The sequence below is a fragment of the uncultured Nostoc sp. genome (genome assembly GCF_964245445.1).
Taxonomy (GTDB): Bacteria; Cyanobacteriota; Cyanobacteriia; order Cyanobacteriales; family Nostocaceae; genus Nostoc.
The window spans coordinates 1-14,934 of the sequence record NZ_CAXTNE010000206.1 but is presented as its reverse complement, the minus strand read 5'-3'; the positions used below and the strand labels follow the sequence as shown (position 1 = coordinate 14,934).

16 protein-coding genes and 3 pseudogenes are annotated in these 14,934 nt (G+C 42.5%); 15 read left to right on the top strand and 4 right to left on the bottom strand.

Annotation, left to right across the window (positions count from 1 at the left end; genetic code table 11):
* Nucleotides 1-414: 414 nt before the first annotated feature.
* The 8 genes from ACFE90_RS27015 to ACFE90_RS26980 all read left to right on the top strand — a co-directional run bounded on the left by ACFE90_RS27015 (nt 415) and on the right by ACFE90_RS26980 (nt 5,532).
* Nucleotides 415-948 carry a Pvc16 family protein gene (locus ACFE90_RS27015; protein ID WP_375505499.1) on the top strand — a complete coding sequence of 178 codons (534 nt, stop codon included), beginning with the start codon at nt 415-417 and terminating at the stop codon, nt 946-948.
* A 78-nt stretch (nt 949-1,026) separates the two neighbouring features.
* On the top strand, nt 1,027-2,727 hold the full coding sequence (locus ACFE90_RS27010) for a phage tail sheath family protein (RefSeq protein ID WP_375505498.1): 1,701 nt from the start codon (nt 1,027-1,029) through the stop codon (nt 2,725-2,727).
* 86 nt (nt 2,728-2,813) lie between these two features.
* A complete protein-coding gene (locus ACFE90_RS27005) occupies nt 2,814-3,284 on the top strand; it encodes a phage tail protein (protein WP_375505497.1) in 471 nt (156 codons plus the stop codon).
* A gap of 78 nt (nt 3,285-3,362) precedes the next feature.
* Nucleotides 3,363-3,836 (top strand): phage tail protein, encoded by a 474-nt coding sequence (locus ACFE90_RS27000; protein WP_375505496.1) that lies wholly within the window; start codon nt 3,363-3,365, stop codon nt 3,834-3,836.
* A 306-nt stretch (nt 3,837-4,142) separates the two neighbouring features.
* Complete coding sequence (locus ACFE90_RS26995; RefSeq protein WP_375505495.1) at nt 4,143-4,631, top strand: phage tail protein; 489 nt, start codon at nt 4,143-4,145, stop codon at nt 4,629-4,631.
* Nucleotides 4,631-4,981, top strand: coding sequence for a hypothetical protein (locus ACFE90_RS26990; protein ID WP_375505494.1), 351 nt, complete (start codon nt 4,631-4,633; stop codon nt 4,979-4,981). The genes ACFE90_RS26995 and ACFE90_RS26990 overlap by 1 nt, the downstream gene beginning before the upstream one ends.
* A 30-nt stretch (nt 4,982-5,011) precedes the next feature.
* Complete coding sequence (locus tag ACFE90_RS26985) at nt 5,012-5,392, top strand: phage tail assembly protein (protein WP_375505493.1); 381 nt, start codon at nt 5,012-5,014, stop codon at nt 5,390-5,392.
* Nucleotides 5,393-5,400: 8 nt separating this feature from the next.
* A complete protein-coding gene (locus ACFE90_RS26980; RefSeq protein ID WP_375505492.1) occupies nt 5,401-5,532 on the top strand; it encodes a DUF6760 family protein in 132 nt (43 codons plus the stop codon).
* 281 nt (nt 5,533-5,813) lie between these two features.
* Here the strand turns inward: ACFE90_RS26980 and ACFE90_RS26975 are convergent, their stop codons facing one another.
* Nucleotides 5,814-8,219: a CHAT domain-containing protein gene (locus ACFE90_RS26975; protein ID WP_375505491.1), complete on the bottom strand. Its 2,406-nt coding sequence runs from the start codon at nt 8,217-8,219 to the stop codon at nt 5,814-5,816.
* Between the two features lie 221 nt (nt 8,220-8,440).
* Here ACFE90_RS26975 and ACFE90_RS26970 point away from each other — a divergent pair.
* The 3 genes and pseudogenes from ACFE90_RS26970 to ACFE90_RS26960 form a co-directional block, all read left to right on the top strand.
* A pseudogene (locus ACFE90_RS26970) lies at nt 8,441-8,864 on the top strand (abortive phage infection protein); the annotation flags it as partial.
* Nucleotides 8,865-9,042: 178 nt separating this feature from the next.
* A pseudogene (locus ACFE90_RS26965) lies at nt 9,043-9,914 on the top strand (hypothetical protein).
* Nucleotides 9,859-10,404, top strand: a complete 546-nt coding sequence (locus ACFE90_RS26960; RefSeq protein WP_375505501.1) for a transposase — start codon at nt 9,859-9,861, stop codon at nt 10,402-10,404. Before ACFE90_RS26965 ends, ACFE90_RS26960 begins: the two are co-directional and overlap by 56 nt.
* A gap of 338 nt (nt 10,405-10,742) precedes the next feature.
* Here ACFE90_RS26960 and ACFE90_RS26955 read toward each other — a convergent pair whose 3' ends face one another.
* Nucleotides 10,743-10,883, bottom strand: a complete 141-nt coding sequence (locus tag ACFE90_RS26955; RefSeq protein ID WP_375505500.1) for a hypothetical protein — start codon at nt 10,881-10,883, stop codon at nt 10,743-10,745.
* The gene (locus tag ACFE90_RS26950; protein WP_375505490.1) at nt 10,880-11,134 is read right to left on the bottom strand and encodes a hypothetical protein; all 255 of its coding nucleotides are present in this window, start codon (nt 11,132-11,134) and stop codon (nt 10,880-10,882) included. Before ACFE90_RS26950 ends, ACFE90_RS26955 begins: the two co-directional genes overlap by 4 nt.
* Nucleotides 11,135-11,366: 232 nt before the next feature.
* Between ACFE90_RS26950 and ACFE90_RS26945 the strand changes: the two genes are divergently transcribed.
* From ACFE90_RS26945 to ACFE90_RS26930, 4 genes and pseudogenes are all read left to right on the top strand, one after another.
* On the top strand, nt 11,367-11,651 hold the full coding sequence (locus ACFE90_RS26945; RefSeq protein ID WP_375505489.1) for a hypothetical protein: 285 nt from the start codon (nt 11,367-11,369) through the stop codon (nt 11,649-11,651).
* A 176-nt stretch (nt 11,652-11,827) separates the two neighbouring features.
* On the top strand, nt 11,828-12,901 hold the full coding sequence (locus ACFE90_RS26940) for a hypothetical protein (RefSeq protein ID WP_375505488.1): 1,074 nt from the start codon (nt 11,828-11,830) through the stop codon (nt 12,899-12,901).
* A 129-nt stretch (nt 12,902-13,030) separates the two neighbouring features.
* Nucleotides 13,031-13,435 carry a DUF1257 domain-containing protein gene (locus ACFE90_RS26935; RefSeq protein WP_375505487.1) on the top strand — a complete coding sequence of 135 codons (405 nt, stop codon included), beginning with the start codon at nt 13,031-13,033 and terminating at the stop codon, nt 13,433-13,435.
* Between the two features lie 326 nt (nt 13,436-13,761).
* A pseudogene (locus tag ACFE90_RS26930) lies at nt 13,762-14,670 on the top strand (IS982 family transposase).
* Between the two features lie 62 nt (nt 14,671-14,732).
* Here ACFE90_RS26930 and ACFE90_RS26925 read toward each other — a convergent pair.
* Nucleotides 14,733-14,934, bottom strand: a 202-nt coding sequence (locus ACFE90_RS26925) for a hypothetical protein (RefSeq protein WP_375505486.1), incomplete at its 5' end; no start/stop codon positions are given.

Here is a 14,934-nt window from a genome sequence, read left to right as displayed (position 1 = left end):
ATGGACATTGCACAGTAGATGACCTCAATTCATCCCCCTATTATGCAACGCCGAATTTTGCAATAGGTCTAAGAGGATGTTTGAAAAGTCTCCTTGTCGGTATCAAAACGTTCTATACCCCTCTAAATCCCCCTTTTTAAGGGGGACTTTGATTCCGGTTCCCCCCTTTTTAAGGGGGGCTAGGGGGGATCAATAAGTGCCTTATATCACAGCCAAACACTTTTCAAACATCCTCTAATATGTAAAATATGTCATTAACCGCAAGCTATGAATACTTAATTCTTAGATTAGTGATGTTTTCTGCTGCATAGTTAATTAGGACACAATTTTTAAACTTTCGACCAAAGTCTAATAACCAGCAGGTTTATCTATCCTTAATCTAGATTTATATAAACTAAGTGCCCAGTATGTTCTATGCTCCCTGCTGTTACTCAGACGTTGGCAAAGATCCTGGCTGGTGGAACTTCTCTAATCAGTACAGAACAAATAGATTTTAACCACCCTGGTCTACAACAGGGTATAGAGCCATTGCTGAACCTATACTGCTATGACATACGGGAACATAACAAAGGGCAACACTCAGTTTGGCAACTAAAGAACAGAAATAGCTATGACACAAAGGATATAACCTCTGAGAAATACTCAACTGTTTGGATTGATGTGTCTTTCTTGGTAAGTGTCTGGGGGTTTACAGCGCTGGGGGAGCAACGTCTGCTATCAGAGGCATTAAAGCTACTATTGCGTCACCGTTTGCTGCCAGAAGAGATGCTAGATCCTACACTGCGTGGTCATGGCAACTTACAATTGCTTGTTTGTGCCATTAAGCCTCTAGATGCATTAGCTTTGTGGAGTGCTTTGGGTGTCAGGTTGCGTCCAGCTTTATATGTGACAGTAACAATACCCTTGCACCTAAAAGCAGAACCAATACATCCAAGTAAATTGAATTAATTAACTCAAAAGACAAATTAAACGCAGGTCTAGTCCCTATTTATTGCCAACTTTATTGGAAATACAAAAAGAGCGCTTATGCCTAGATTAGATTACTTTGCCCCTGGTGTCTACGTCGAAGAAGTAGACCGTGGCAGTCGCCCGATAGAAGGTGTCAGCCTGAGTGTTGCTGGTTTTATTGGCTTTACCGAAGATGTACGTGGTGACGCCGAACTGTTCCAACCGATGATGGTCACCAGTTGGGATCAATACCTGGAATACTTTGGCAAGCAAGGGTCTGATGGCTTCACAGACTTCAATGCTTACCTGCCTTTTGCGGTTTACGGTTGGTTTCTGAATGGCGGTGGTCGCTGTTGGGTTTCTAGCATCGGTATTAAGCTGCCTGGTTCGGCAGCACCACCTGCTGAAGAAAGTGCTACAAAGCTGTTAAACTCAGGCGGTCGTCCATCTTTGCGGTTCTCTATTAAGCCATCTGAAGAAGAAAGCGCACTTGCTCTGCCAGGATCTACCCCCCGGCTGACTGTGCAAATTCAATCCAGTACGCCTAAACCTCTCTCTGAAGACGCACCCGAAGGTACAGAAGCGCCACTAGACTCAGGTGAATTCTTCACTGTCGTAGTCAAGCGGGGTGAGCAGGAGCTTGAACGGTACGAGCACCTGACAATGAACTCGGCCATTGATACACAGGTAGCAGACTATGTAGTTACGGTTCTGGAAACATCTGAATTCCTGACTATTGAGGATATCGCCCAAAGCGGGCAATCTCTATCCCGCCGTCCTGTAAATGGTATGTACGAGGTCAGCCCACCTCCTCATATTTCTACTCCAGATCGCTTCCCCCGCGATTTGCAAGGGACACGCGAGGATCGCAGTGGCGTCCAGGGGATTTTTGAAATTGACGACGTTGCTATGATTGCCTGTCCAGACCTGATGCGGGTTTACCAAGAGGGACTAATAGACCTTGATCAGGTACACGGTATCATGGAAATGATGATCAGCAGGTGTGAGAACTCCTCGCCCAGTCCCCCTTTCCGCATGGTAGTTCTCGATGCGCCTCCTTGCAAAAATGGTGCAGCAGTACCAGCTGAACAAGTCAAGCCCCAGCACGTAGCGCAGTGGTTGAGCGCTTTTAACCGCCGCTCCCAGTTTGCCGCTCTCTACTATCCCTGGATCAAGGTTGCTAACCCCCGCAATGGCGGTAGACCGATCGCTATTCCTCCCTGCGGTCACATGATGGGCGTTTGGTGCCGTACCGACGAAACTAGAGGACTCTACAAAGCACCCGCTAACGACACTCCCCGCGGTGTCATCGGTTTAGCATACGAAACCAACTTTCGCGAACAGGAATTGTTGAACCCGTTAGGCATCAACTGCATCCGCAACTTTGCCAACTTTAATCGAGGCATTAAGATTTGGGGCGCTCGCACCCTGGTCGAGCCGGATAACATCCAGTGGCGCTACATTCCTGTTCGCCGCCTGATGAGCTACATCGAAAAATCGATTGAAATTGGTACCCAGTGGGTAGTGTTCGAGCCGAACGATTCTAGACTCTGGGGTCGCGTTAACGCTACTGTCTCCAGTTTCTTGGAACGTCTATGGCGCGAGGGAGCGCTAGTGGGAGCAAGTGCTGCTGACGCTTTCTATGTCAAGTGCGATGGAGAACTCAATACTCCAGATACTATGATGCTCGGCCGCTTGTACATCGAAATTGGCGTTGCTCCAGTACGTCCTGCGGAATTTGTTATCTTCCGCATCAGTCAGTGGGCTCCAGGGCAATAGTTAATAAGTACTTGGTAATTACAAATACTAATTACCAATTACTTACTGCTAATTAGGAATACTAAACAGTTTGCAAGGAGTAAAATATGGCAGTAGAAGTAATTTCTTCTAGTAATTTTGCCTTTGAATTTGGTGGCACAGTTTATCCAATCAAGAGCTTCAGTGGTATAGATGTGGAGGCAAAAATCGCTGCTGCCGATCTTCCCATAGCATCAGGTGCCAAGGCGCAGGTAACTTACCAGACAACTTCTAGTGGTTACACCGATAATAAAAATTTTACTATCGAGGCAGCTCTGGAAGATGGCAACAAGAAACTATTCGACATTTGGGCTAAAGCTCTACCTACAACATATTCCGGCGGCGGTGGCAAATGGAATGATGGTTATACTGATGGCAAAATAACCATCTTTGATGCTAGCGGTGGCGAAGTAGTGAGTTACGATCTCAAACAATGTCAAATTGTCAGTTACTCAGTGTCAGATTTTGATGTTGCTAGCAGCAATATTTTGATGGAATCATTTGAATTTAACTGTCAAAATATCCAGCGCTCGAAATAAGTAAAAGCGCTTGAGTAAAAGTCTTTTAATTGAGACAGATGCTAGAGAGTTTGTATGCATATTACTAGGAGTAAATAAATGGCAGAATATTTAGCATCGGCTAGGTTTGAATTTAACGCCGATGGACTCGATAACAAATTGTTCGTTCAGAAAGTTTCTGGTTTAAAAATGTCTATCCAAGTTACTGCTACCGATGGGCCATTAGGGGTTACTATGGGCAGCAAAGTAACTGCACAACAAGCTGCTTCCGCAGTCAAAAACGAAAATATAACCATCACATTTGTCACCAATAGCGATAAACCCAAAGCAGTATCAGATTGGTTTTACAATTCTCACTCCAATAGAGATTTAGGCGGAGCGACCAAGACTAAAGGTGAGCTAAAAACTGCTGATATTAAAGTCTTTAAACAAGATGGTGAGGAATCAGCTAACTGGCACTTCCAGGGTGTGATGCCCCTATCATATAAAATGTCAAACCTGGATGTTGCTGGCAACCAAGCGCTCACAGAAACCGTATCTTTTTCCTATACCTATGTGGAACGCAAAAAATAAATAGTTGGTTGGGTATCTGTTGCCAATGCTATCTCAGAAACGAAATTGCGCCGGGGTGCAAGTCCAAGCATTGCAACCCGTCTTCATAAATAAGCAGAAGGCGCATGTCAAATGCACAAATTGTGGCATCTGACATGCTACTTCAAAAGAGGTAGCTTTGCCCGCTCTATAATCTCTCTATCGTTGCAAAATGCGAAGCTAATCAGCAGCGTTCATGCTTGAGAGTCTTCTACTAAATTCCTTAGCCACCGAGCCTAATTCGAGTGGTGTAGTAATAAAGCTAATTAACTCAACTGCAAGCTAACTGTGCTAAAACAACCCGAATTTCTCACAAGTTGCCGTTTTTACCTGGAACTCAAACTTGACGGTAGCATCGATAGTGTAGATGGCTACTTTATGGAGTGTCAGGGTTTTAAGCGCACGCAGGAAGTAATTCCTATTTCCGAAGTAACGCCACAAGTTTGGAGTAAAGCCAAAACTGGTCGGATTGTCAGTACCCACATTCCCGGTAATGTTAAAAGTAGTAATTTAGTGCTGCGTCGGGGTATGACATCATCTATGACCTTGTGGAACTGGTTGAAGGCAGTAGAAGAGGGAAATTGGGCGCAACAGCGGCGAGATGGTTTTTTAACTATCTATAACCAAGCAGCCGAAGCACAAGCAACATTTGAATTCAAGGGTGCATGGCCGACTAGCTATACAATTACTGATGTCAAAGCCTCTGCTAATGAACTAGAAATTGAAGAGATCGAATTAATCGTTGAAGAATTTAAGCGGACAAACGTAAGTAAGTAATGTTTCAAACAGAGTTTGAATTCACCTTGCCTAAGGGATACCTAGATACAGATGGCAATCTGCACCGCAAAGGTGTAATGCGTTTGTCTAAAGCGATTGATGAAATAGTTCCTCTGCGAGATCCCCGTGTAAAATCCAATCCGGCCTATGCTACGGTCGTGATTCTGGCTCGCGTTATTGTACGATTGGGAGCAATAGATGAAATAACTCCTTCCGTTATAGAAGGGTTATTTGCCTGTGATCTCAATTATTTGCAACGATTTTATCGCCAGATTAACGAACTTGATAGGGAAGATGAAGCGTCGCCAAACACTGCGAAACTGCCATCAGAGCAGATAGATGTTAGTTAAGCTAAATTTTGTTTTTAAATTGGAATTTTCATGCACAGTCACGAGATTACAGACACAGAATTTGAATTTATCTTGCCTAGAGGTTTGGTGGAGACCGAAGGGATGGTTCATCGCCTTGGGGTGATGCGCTTGGCGACGGCAAAGGATGAAATATATGTGCAGAAACATCGTCGAACTAAAGAAAGTTCAGCCTATGGTGTTTTGGTGATGCTATCTCAGGTAATTACCCGGTTGGGAAATTTATCTTTAGTCACGCCTGAATTATTGGAAGGTCTTTTTACGCGAGATTTGGCATATTTACGGGAGTTTTACAATCGGATTAATCAGGACGGCGATGCTTATATTCCGGTTGAGTGTCCTTATTGTAATAGTAATTTTCAAGTGGAGTTTTCTCTGTCGGGGGAATCATAAGCTACCCCTTGGAGCAACTGCACGAAGAGGTAGCATTAATTGCCTTTTATTTTCATTGGTCTTTAGAGAAGATATTGACACTACCTCATGCAAATCGGCGGCTTTGGCTGTCAGAAATCGCCAAGATAAAACAGCAATGAGATACAGCGCATTTCATCTGAATGAGGAACACAAGGGCGGGCAGGATGCCCACCTCACAGATTTATCATATTAATGATGTCTGCTTCATTTACTTGCCTGACTTTTCACGGGAAATTCTCAAGCCCCGAAAAAGCGTGACTTTTTCCACAAGCTAATTCTCAATAAATTTAAGTTAATGAAAATAGCTAACGGAAAAATCAGGGCTTGCCAAACCCTTAAAATGGCCTTTTCCACATGCTGTGAAAAGTCAGATTTACTTGCAAAGTGCTGTATATCGAGTTTATTTACCCTCACCAATTAACATGAATCCTGCCCAATCTCTAGGATTCGGATATTGTTCCTTTGTTTTGAGCATTGCATGGCGTAAAGCTTGTGCTTTGTCGTGTGTCTGATTCAACTGGTTGTAAAACTCTGTCATGAAAGAGGCGGTGGGGATTTCAGGTGATGACCACAAGGGCATAATTACACTTGGTACTCCGGCAGAAATCAGGGACAAGGATAAACCACTAATTCCATCGCTGCTAATCTGACTCTTGCCTGTTTCTGTGGCACTGATCACAAATAGTGTCGTTTTGAGTTTTAAGTCTAAAATTTCTGCGGCACTCAGTACTCCACCATCGCTGTCACTTGGAGCAAGGGCGATCGCACCTGGGATACCTTGCCGCTTTATCCCATCTATTATCCCATAAGTTCCTAGATGAACTGTCTTAGCTTTGTTTAATTGTTGTAAAACAGTCCTCTTCGTTGCAAGATTTGCAATCAAAGGTTTAGTCTTGAGCAATTCGGCAACTTCTAAGGCTTCTTGTTCTGCATTTACAAGGGTTGGTAAAGGTTGCGGCGGTTGCCCAATGAAAAGCGCAATTCTTGGCATACTGGGATTGCCTACTACTAGCGCATTATCTCTGGAAAAACCCCGTTGTTGTTTGTGAGTTAAAGCTAATACTTGAATAGCAGGAACTGTGACTATTGTGTATTTTTCAATTAGATATTTGCCAGAGATATCAACCAGGGCTGGAAAAGGAACTAAAGAAAGTTCTTGTTGGGGAATGAATATGAGACGACTAGCAGTTTCTTTTGGCAGCAAATCGGCAATTGGTTTAATTAGTAACTGATGAAGTTGCAAGAATGGCTTGATTTCAATGTTCGTTTTTGCTGTCGCTTCAATCTTACCTTTGATTCCGATAAATTCCCCAATACTAGCAACAACATCGGCTAGGGAAGAAACAGGATAGATTGTACGTTGAGATTTGATATCAATGCGGCGAAACTTTACTTGGCCTGATGGCTGCACAACCCAAACATACAGCCCTTCATCAGGAATAATCGAATACTCAATTAATGTAGCATTTTGCTGTTTAGCAATTTGGCGAATTTGGGTGATTGTGGGAGGATTGATTTCGCGAGGAGCAGTTTTGGCAGCAGCCCATACTGGTTCAGAAGACAAGCGCATTCCTAGTAGCTGGGCAATAGACCAAGATTTACCACGTTCTGCCATTTCTAGGGCGGCTTCCGGTTTATTTTGGGCAATCAAAAGTTGTTGCCAAATCTGATAAGTAGCGGCTTGGTCATGAGTATAGTTAATACTGTTACTTCCTACTTTTGACCGGATTTTTCCCCAAACATTTGTAGCATTAAGCAGTGTTTTTTCAGCTTCCGATAGTTTGCGAGCTTTCAGTAGAGTTAATCCGATATGATTGAATGCTGTTCCTATCTGTAATTGTTTGCCTTGGTTGCGAGCGAACGCTAACTGCTGTTTATATACTTCCAGGGCTTGTTCATATTTTCCACTCTGACGATAAGTGTCTCCCAAATTGCTCAAAGAGTTCATTTCTCCCAGGAAGTCTTTGATATTTCTCGTTGCTAACAACTGCTGCTGATATATTTCTATCGCTAGCTGATATTGTCCTCGTGTTTTGTATGCTGCTGCTAGTTGGCTAAGTAAATCAGCAACGCTTACTGCATCTTTATTTTGCTGGGCGATTGCCAATTGCTGCTGATACAGTTCAATTAACTGTGGATATTTTGCCTGGGACTGGTAAACCTCTACCAATTTGTCCAAGGAATTATCTATTGCAGCAATATCATGATTTTTTTGAGCGATCGCTAACTGCTGCTGATAAAGTTCAATTGCTTGAGGAAATTGTCCGTGAAATTCGTAAGCTAACCCGATGTTGCCTAAAAAAGCAGCTTCTCCTTGAGGAGTGCCAATTTCTTTTCTAATTTTTTGGGCTAAATCGTGTAGTATTTTTGCTTGTTTGGTATCTCCTTGATAGATATAAGTATTAGTCAGATCGTCTAAAGCTTGAGCTTCCCCCTGGCGATCGCCAAGCGTCTGCAAAAGGGTTCTTTGCTGTTGATAATGCCCAATTGCTTGCCCGTATTGCCCTAAAGTAAAGTATATTTTACCCAAAATCCCTAAAGTATTAGCTTCCCCAACAACGTTTTTGTTCTGTTGATAAAGCTGCAATGCCTCCTGCAATGACTCTAAAGCCGCTGCAAATTGAGCAGTCTGATGTTGCCTAATTCCTAACCGTAGCAGTAAATCGGCTCGGTATAAACGATTTTCTACAGTTTGAGCAAAACCAACTGGTGATAAAAAAAGTGCTACTAAATGCAATGAAATTAAAGAATGTAATATAAATAAAATGAAAGTATATTTTTTATTATTAACTGATAAAATTTGCATAATTTTTGGAGATAGTCATAACCTCTTCCCTCTGCCTTTGTGAATAACAGGCTATGGGTAAAGTTAATTTCCCTTTTATGAGGCTACCTTGTCAATTAGCTAAAAGTCGGGTTTTTGCATTAAAACTGAACAGGGAACGGGCAACAGGCAACAGGGAAATCCTTATAATTAAAATTATGAGATTGCATAAGAAAATGTTTGAAAAGTCCTCAAGCGTGTATTTAGCATCAATTGATATACGTAAAACTACGTTATTGCCTGACAGCAAGTATTCATTCGGCTTCGGTGCGCCAACTGACCTAGCACTACCGATAATTGCATCCTATCGGGTATTTTTGGACAAGGACTATAAATGGATTCTGCCATTTAATGAATTTGCCGAAGACTTTCTCCAGCACCTGTGGACTAACTATTTCCGCAAATATTTGGTGTCGGAGAAAACAGGAGGAAATACAGTTGGTACAAAAATCAGCCGGAACCAGGAGATTTGGGAAAGTTTGTATATCTGCACAAAGTTATCTCAATTCTTCCTTGGTGAAAATGGTCAACTCCAGTAAGTCAGAAGAACTGAAGGTGACACAAGGTGCAAATAAGAGGGCAAAAGGGAAAAAGGGTGAACTCAACACGACTACTGTACCTAAATAGTTTTTACCGAACAGGGTATGAGGTATGGGGAAAGACTTTTAGCCCCCATACCCTACTTGACTTTTCCAGTTAAGTCAGGAACTTTCAAAATAGCTTGGGTAATGCCAGCTAATTAATTTTCAACAAGTTAGGTGATTTCTAGGAAAGAATTTACCAATGGAGGTAAAATATACCCTTGATGCAAAGAAAACAGGAGCAAGCATTTGGATACGTTAGCCACAGCCGCCGCACCCAAATCATTAACACCATCGCAATTGAAGACTTGCGGTTGGCAGCATCGAAAATGAATGGAGTAGAACGTCGGAGTTTTCAGGCAGAGATGGCATTGAAATATTGCTCCCGAAGCACAAGGCTTGCAGAAACGTTATTTGGCTGGGGTAGACAGAATATAGAGGTAGGATTGGCAGAAAAACGAACACAAATAACCTGTGTGGGATTACAGTCAAGCTTTAGTGGAGCAAAGCGTTGGGAGGAGAAACAACCGGAAGTTGCATTGTCACTGCAACAGCTTGCAGAATCTCATGCTCAACAAGACCCAACATTTAAAACATCATTAGCCTATACCAGACTAACAGCAGCATCGGCGTTGAAAGAATTAAAAGAGCAAGGATTTAGCCAGGAGCAATTGCCAGGAGCCAGTACAATGGCACAAGTATTGAACCGAATGGGCTATCGTCTTGGCAAAGTCGTAAAAGCCAAACCTCAAAAAAAATTGCACAAACAGACGACATCTTCAACAACATCAAAGAATTTCAGAATCTTGCAACAAGCGAATCAGTCAAGAGACTAAGCATAGACTGTAAAGCCACCGTCAATATTGGAGATTATTCGCGTGGCGGAAAAACCAGAGGGGACAATCAAGCTAGCGACCACGATATGGGATGCAAGGAAAAATACATTCCTTGTAAAATTGTAGACCAAGACAATGGGCAACTACATATTATCTTTGGCAGTTCCTATAAAACCAGCGATTTCATTGTTGATAACCTGATTCATTGGTGGAAAACAATTACACCAGAACAAAGACAGGATAGAACTGATACAAATTAAAATTGATAACGGTCCCGAAAGTAGCAAAGTACGAACTCAATTCTTAAAAAGGATGGTTGAATTTGTTGATCAGATTAACAGACCGATTCAATTACTTTACTATCCTCCCTACCATAGTAAATATAATCCTATAGAGCGCTGCTGGGGCATTCTTGAACAGCATTGGAATGGAACCAAGCTTGTTGATGTTGAAACTATGCTCTCATGGGCTTCTAGCATGACTTGGAAAGGGCTACATCCAATTTTGACTTTAAGCAACATTGTTTACCAAAAAGGGATTTCTCTGACTAAGAAAGCCATGAAGCAAGTCGAGTCGAGATTGCAGAGAAATCCACTTTTGCCCAAATGGGATATCTTGATTCGACCACTTTTGCTGGTAATTTCTTTTTCAAAAATCACCTTATTTCATCGAATAACTCTTGCTCAAATTGATGAACTGCCAGCGCTTGGGCAACAGTCTTACCTGCCACAATGTCCAAGAACGCTTTAAACGTTTCCCGGCTGACTCCAACAAGTTGTAATTGTTCAGTGGCCATGTCTATAGCATGAGTCTGTATATTCGCCAAATTACCGCTACCTCCTAACAGCTTCGATTTGTCGAGGGTTGCTTGCGCTAGATTGAACAACCTTTCTAAGCGATCGCTGATTTCTACGGGAAATTCTTCTGCATTCGGATCAACTGTTGAGTCTGAGGTGGCAAGCTGTTCTAATCCAGCAATAATTTGTTGTGGGCTAAATATGGGTTGAGGAATTTATGGATTCTATTCGCAATAAGCAGACGTTTTATCGGTGGGGTTTGAAAGCTATGTTACTTATACAGCAAGCTCTTTAGCTCCCTTGTCGCCCCCTGAAAGTAGCGAGTTTTTTCTTACCTGGAAGCGTGAATGCCCTTGATTTAGCCAGCGTATCTTCTATTTTTCGGATAATTCGGTAAGCTCTAGACTCATTTACTCCCCAAGACTGATCTATATGGAAGTAGGTACGGTACTCTCCGGAGGCGGAGCGTCTCCGGCTCCGCTCCAGTATTCTAATGTCATCAACAATTGGTCTTCTAAGCTTAATTTACCCGGTCGTCCTGTTTTCTGTTTTGTTCGTTGCGTAGGCGCAGCCCGTCGTAGACATCGCACTACCTCTACCATCTTGCTAAAAGTATCTGGACGTACACCACACATTGCTGTAAAGTCTCCGGACTTCAGGCTCTTTACCTGTTCGTAGGTCATAGATGCTACCCAACTCTAACCTACTTGTCCCACGCATGTGGGACTTTTGCAAGAGGTCTATTGTTTCATTTAGGGTATAAGCCCCTAATTTCAATTAGCAAAAGAAACAAAACATATAGTATCAATATTCAAGCCCCTACACTCATGCATGGGGTATTATTAATTGCGAATTGCAAATTGGGAATTGCAAATTGGAAATGACTGTAGAGAAAAATCGATTCCACGATAAATTATGGCACACTTCACTGCTAATAAGATGGAATTAAATTTGATTAAGGTTTACGACCCAACGCTTTTAAGCTCCTCAAAACTTTACCAAATAAACGGTACACTTTCCCGATATTTGGGTGATGAAGGTACTATACAACATCCACAGTATCTATTTGTACCTCTGCCAAATCAAAAGAAAAAAGCCAGCTTTCGCCTAAATCGAAACAAACTCATGACTCGCTGTTATGAAGTCGAAGGCATGGTTTATCAAAAGCCTGTGGTACAGGATAATTCACAGCAACTTTAGCTATTTTAAGCCATGTCCATACATAAACCACCAGTCATTAAAAGACATATTAGGTTACAAAATAGCTCTACAAAAGTAATTTATAGAGCTACTAAAGACATTTACAAATTGAGAAATAGCCATAAAGAAAGCTTCGCTTAATTGAAAGTGAAAAATAATGATTGAGGTGAATAATCATGGTACAAGTAATCGACAACACTATCGCTGCAAATTCCCTAACTGATGCAGTAGTCGAGCGCCACAATTTCTCACAGTTAAATAAAACTCGCATTCGCTTTCGTATTCAATTAAAGAAAAGTACAAAGTCTGCCGCCTCTAAATGGGCAGATGTGCTAAAAGCTGAAGTTTCTGAAATTGAATCAGACCTCGTGAAAGTTACAAATTCCGAAGTTGGTTTGCGGGGTATCAAGGTATTTAAGAAGCTGGATGAAGCTGCTGCCCAATTAAGGCAAGAGATTGCTTCAGTTCAAGAGTGGATGTCTGCTGATACTAGCGATTGGGTTTGTCCGATTGATTTAGCTCCCCTGGTATGGAATCAGTTAATCAATATCAGAGATAATATCGCCCCTGGTTTACGCAATCAATTAAAAGCTGATTACAAAGCGAGACTTCTTGATTATCAAGAGCGGATTGATCAGTTCCTCTCACTTAACACCTGGGAATTAGCACAGGATAAGCAAGAGTCAGTCAAAGCCAACTTGTTAAGAGCATTTCCGACTCTGACCGATCTCGAAGACTATTTGCAAGTCGTTATTGGTCGTCCGGTGATTATTCCTGCCCTCTCTGAACAACTCAATCAGCAGCAAGCCGAGTGTCTAGACCAGATTACCAAGTTCATCCAACAGTATGACCAAAATCTGGAGCAACGATTAAGGGAATCTGCGATCGCTGGCGGTGAACAACTAGCGGCGCAGTTGCTCGAAGAGTTGAGCGATTGGGAGCCGGGACGTAAGTCAGTCCAGTTCAAAAAGAAGATGGAAAAACACCTGATGAAAGTGCGGGTGTTACTGGCAAATGCCTCACCGGAAGCTGGCAGCAGTTTACAGCAGATGATGGAGCATTTGGATTCGATTGTCACCGATCCAGCGATTGAGTCAAAAAATCTTGGCAGTGATGGGCGCAGTCACTTGCAGCAAAAGATGGAACAAATTCGCACCAAGTTGCTGGATGAACAACGCAATCTACAACAGCTTGCCCTTGATGACGTAGGACTGGCGAAAGCTACAGTTAGCGCTTTTAAGTTCAGGTAAAAAAATAGTCTTAGGCAAGTGTGCATTCGCTCAAGACTTGATCGGTGTATTAAAAGTGCAATATTCGCGTGACAAAAGGATATCGCACTTTTACTATTTCTCAAACCAGATGATAAAGGGAATAACATTATGTCGCATTTCTCAACAGTCAAAACCAAATTAAGCAATCACGATTGTTTGTTGCAAGCGCTTTTTGATTTAAATCTTTCACCGCAAGTCCACGAAAAACCATACCCACTCAAGGGCTATTATGGTGGCTCCCAAGGTACTAGTGCTGAAATTATAGTTTCTGGTCGCACAATTCAAGCCCGTGCAGATATCGGATTCAAGTGGAATCAAACAAGCAGTGTGTACGAAGTAATACACGACAGCTATGAGACAGTTCCCCGCCTGGGACAAGATTTCTTTAGCCACAAACTGATAGAGGCTTACGGCAAACGGATGGTTCACGCCAAAGCTGCCGAGTTACAGGGACAGTTGGGGGAATGCAACATCACAGAAGAAACCAACGGCACTGTGCGTGCGATTCGTTGATTAGTAAAATCACGGTAATCAGTCCGTAAATAACTAATCCAGCCCGACAGCAGATTACTGTCACAAAAGGCTGAACTCTCGGTCAGATGTAGGTGAAAGCCCTACCATTCAGACTCAGAATTGACTCCTTACCTGCCCACACCGAACAAGCTCGAATCTTGTAGAGTGAAGCTCTTAACAGGGCGCAATCAGACGACCGTTGCGGGTTGACACTGGCGCTAATAGGGAGTTCCTACGATGAAACAGAGCCTATGAAACCTGAGTTCGGGATAAGGAAAAGGACAGGTAGTAAGCTGAAAATAACAACAAATCCAGCAGCCTGTCCTATGTTTAGTTTAGATGCTTTGTTCTGTCATGTAGATGATTTCTGTAAAGCGTTTGAAGCGCAATGGCACAAAAAATTGTTAAATCATGGAGGAATAAAACGTGTTCGTGCTAAAAGCTTATGTTTAAGTGAAATCATGACAATTATCATCGCTTTTCATCAAAATCACTACCGTAATTTCAAGCATTTTTATTTAAATCAAGTGAAACAGCAGTGGAGTTCTGCGTTTCCAGGTCTTCCTTCTTATCAACGATTTATTGAATGGATGCCATCAACCTTGATACCTTTGTGTGTCTATCTGAAGCATTGTTTTGGACAATGTACGGGTATCGGTTTTATCGATTCAACTTGCTTGAAGGTATGTCATAATCGTCGGATTTCTAGGCATAAGGTATTTAAAGGTTTAGCCACGAGAGGCAAAACTTCTGTGGATTGGTTTTTTGGGTTTAAGCTTCATATTGTTGTCAATGAACTTGGTCAACTCTTAAATGTGGTTCTTACTCCTGGTAATATTGATGACCGTAAACCTGTACCCGATTTACTGCGTGAGCTTTTTGGCAAAATATTTGGCGATCGCGGCTATGTTTCTGAAAAACTTGCTTCTCAGCTTTTGGAAGAGTTCGGAATCCAATTTTTCGCTAAACCCCGTCGCAATATGAAGAATAAGCTAATGCGTCTTCATGACAAGCTTTTGTCCCGTAAACGCTCAATTATTGAGACGATTAACGACCAACTCAAGAACATTTCTCAGATTGAACATTCGAGACACCGATAGCGAAGCGGTAGCCGGTACCCCGGCGTCAGCCCCGTTAATTTTTGCGTTAACGTTCTTTGCGGATTAATCGCTTATTGTCATCAACCTAAGAAACCTAGCCTTCAACTGGAGTGGCTTTTACCTCCTTATCTTTAACCCGAACTCAGGTTATGAAAGCAACTTAGCCGTAGACAGGGCGCAACACAAAATCCCTGACCTCACTGGAGATTATTCCCGCCGCATTTGCACAGAATAACGGCAAGAGTCCAGGGAATCCAGTAGTTGAATCGGCTACATCTAACGGAACAATCAATCTCTCCGAGGGAACGAATAAAAACGAGTTGTGGGTCAAGGGGCTTTCGTTCCCCAAGTAGCCCAGACGAGCGGAGGAATCCCCACAATTCGGGTAGGACAGACCGT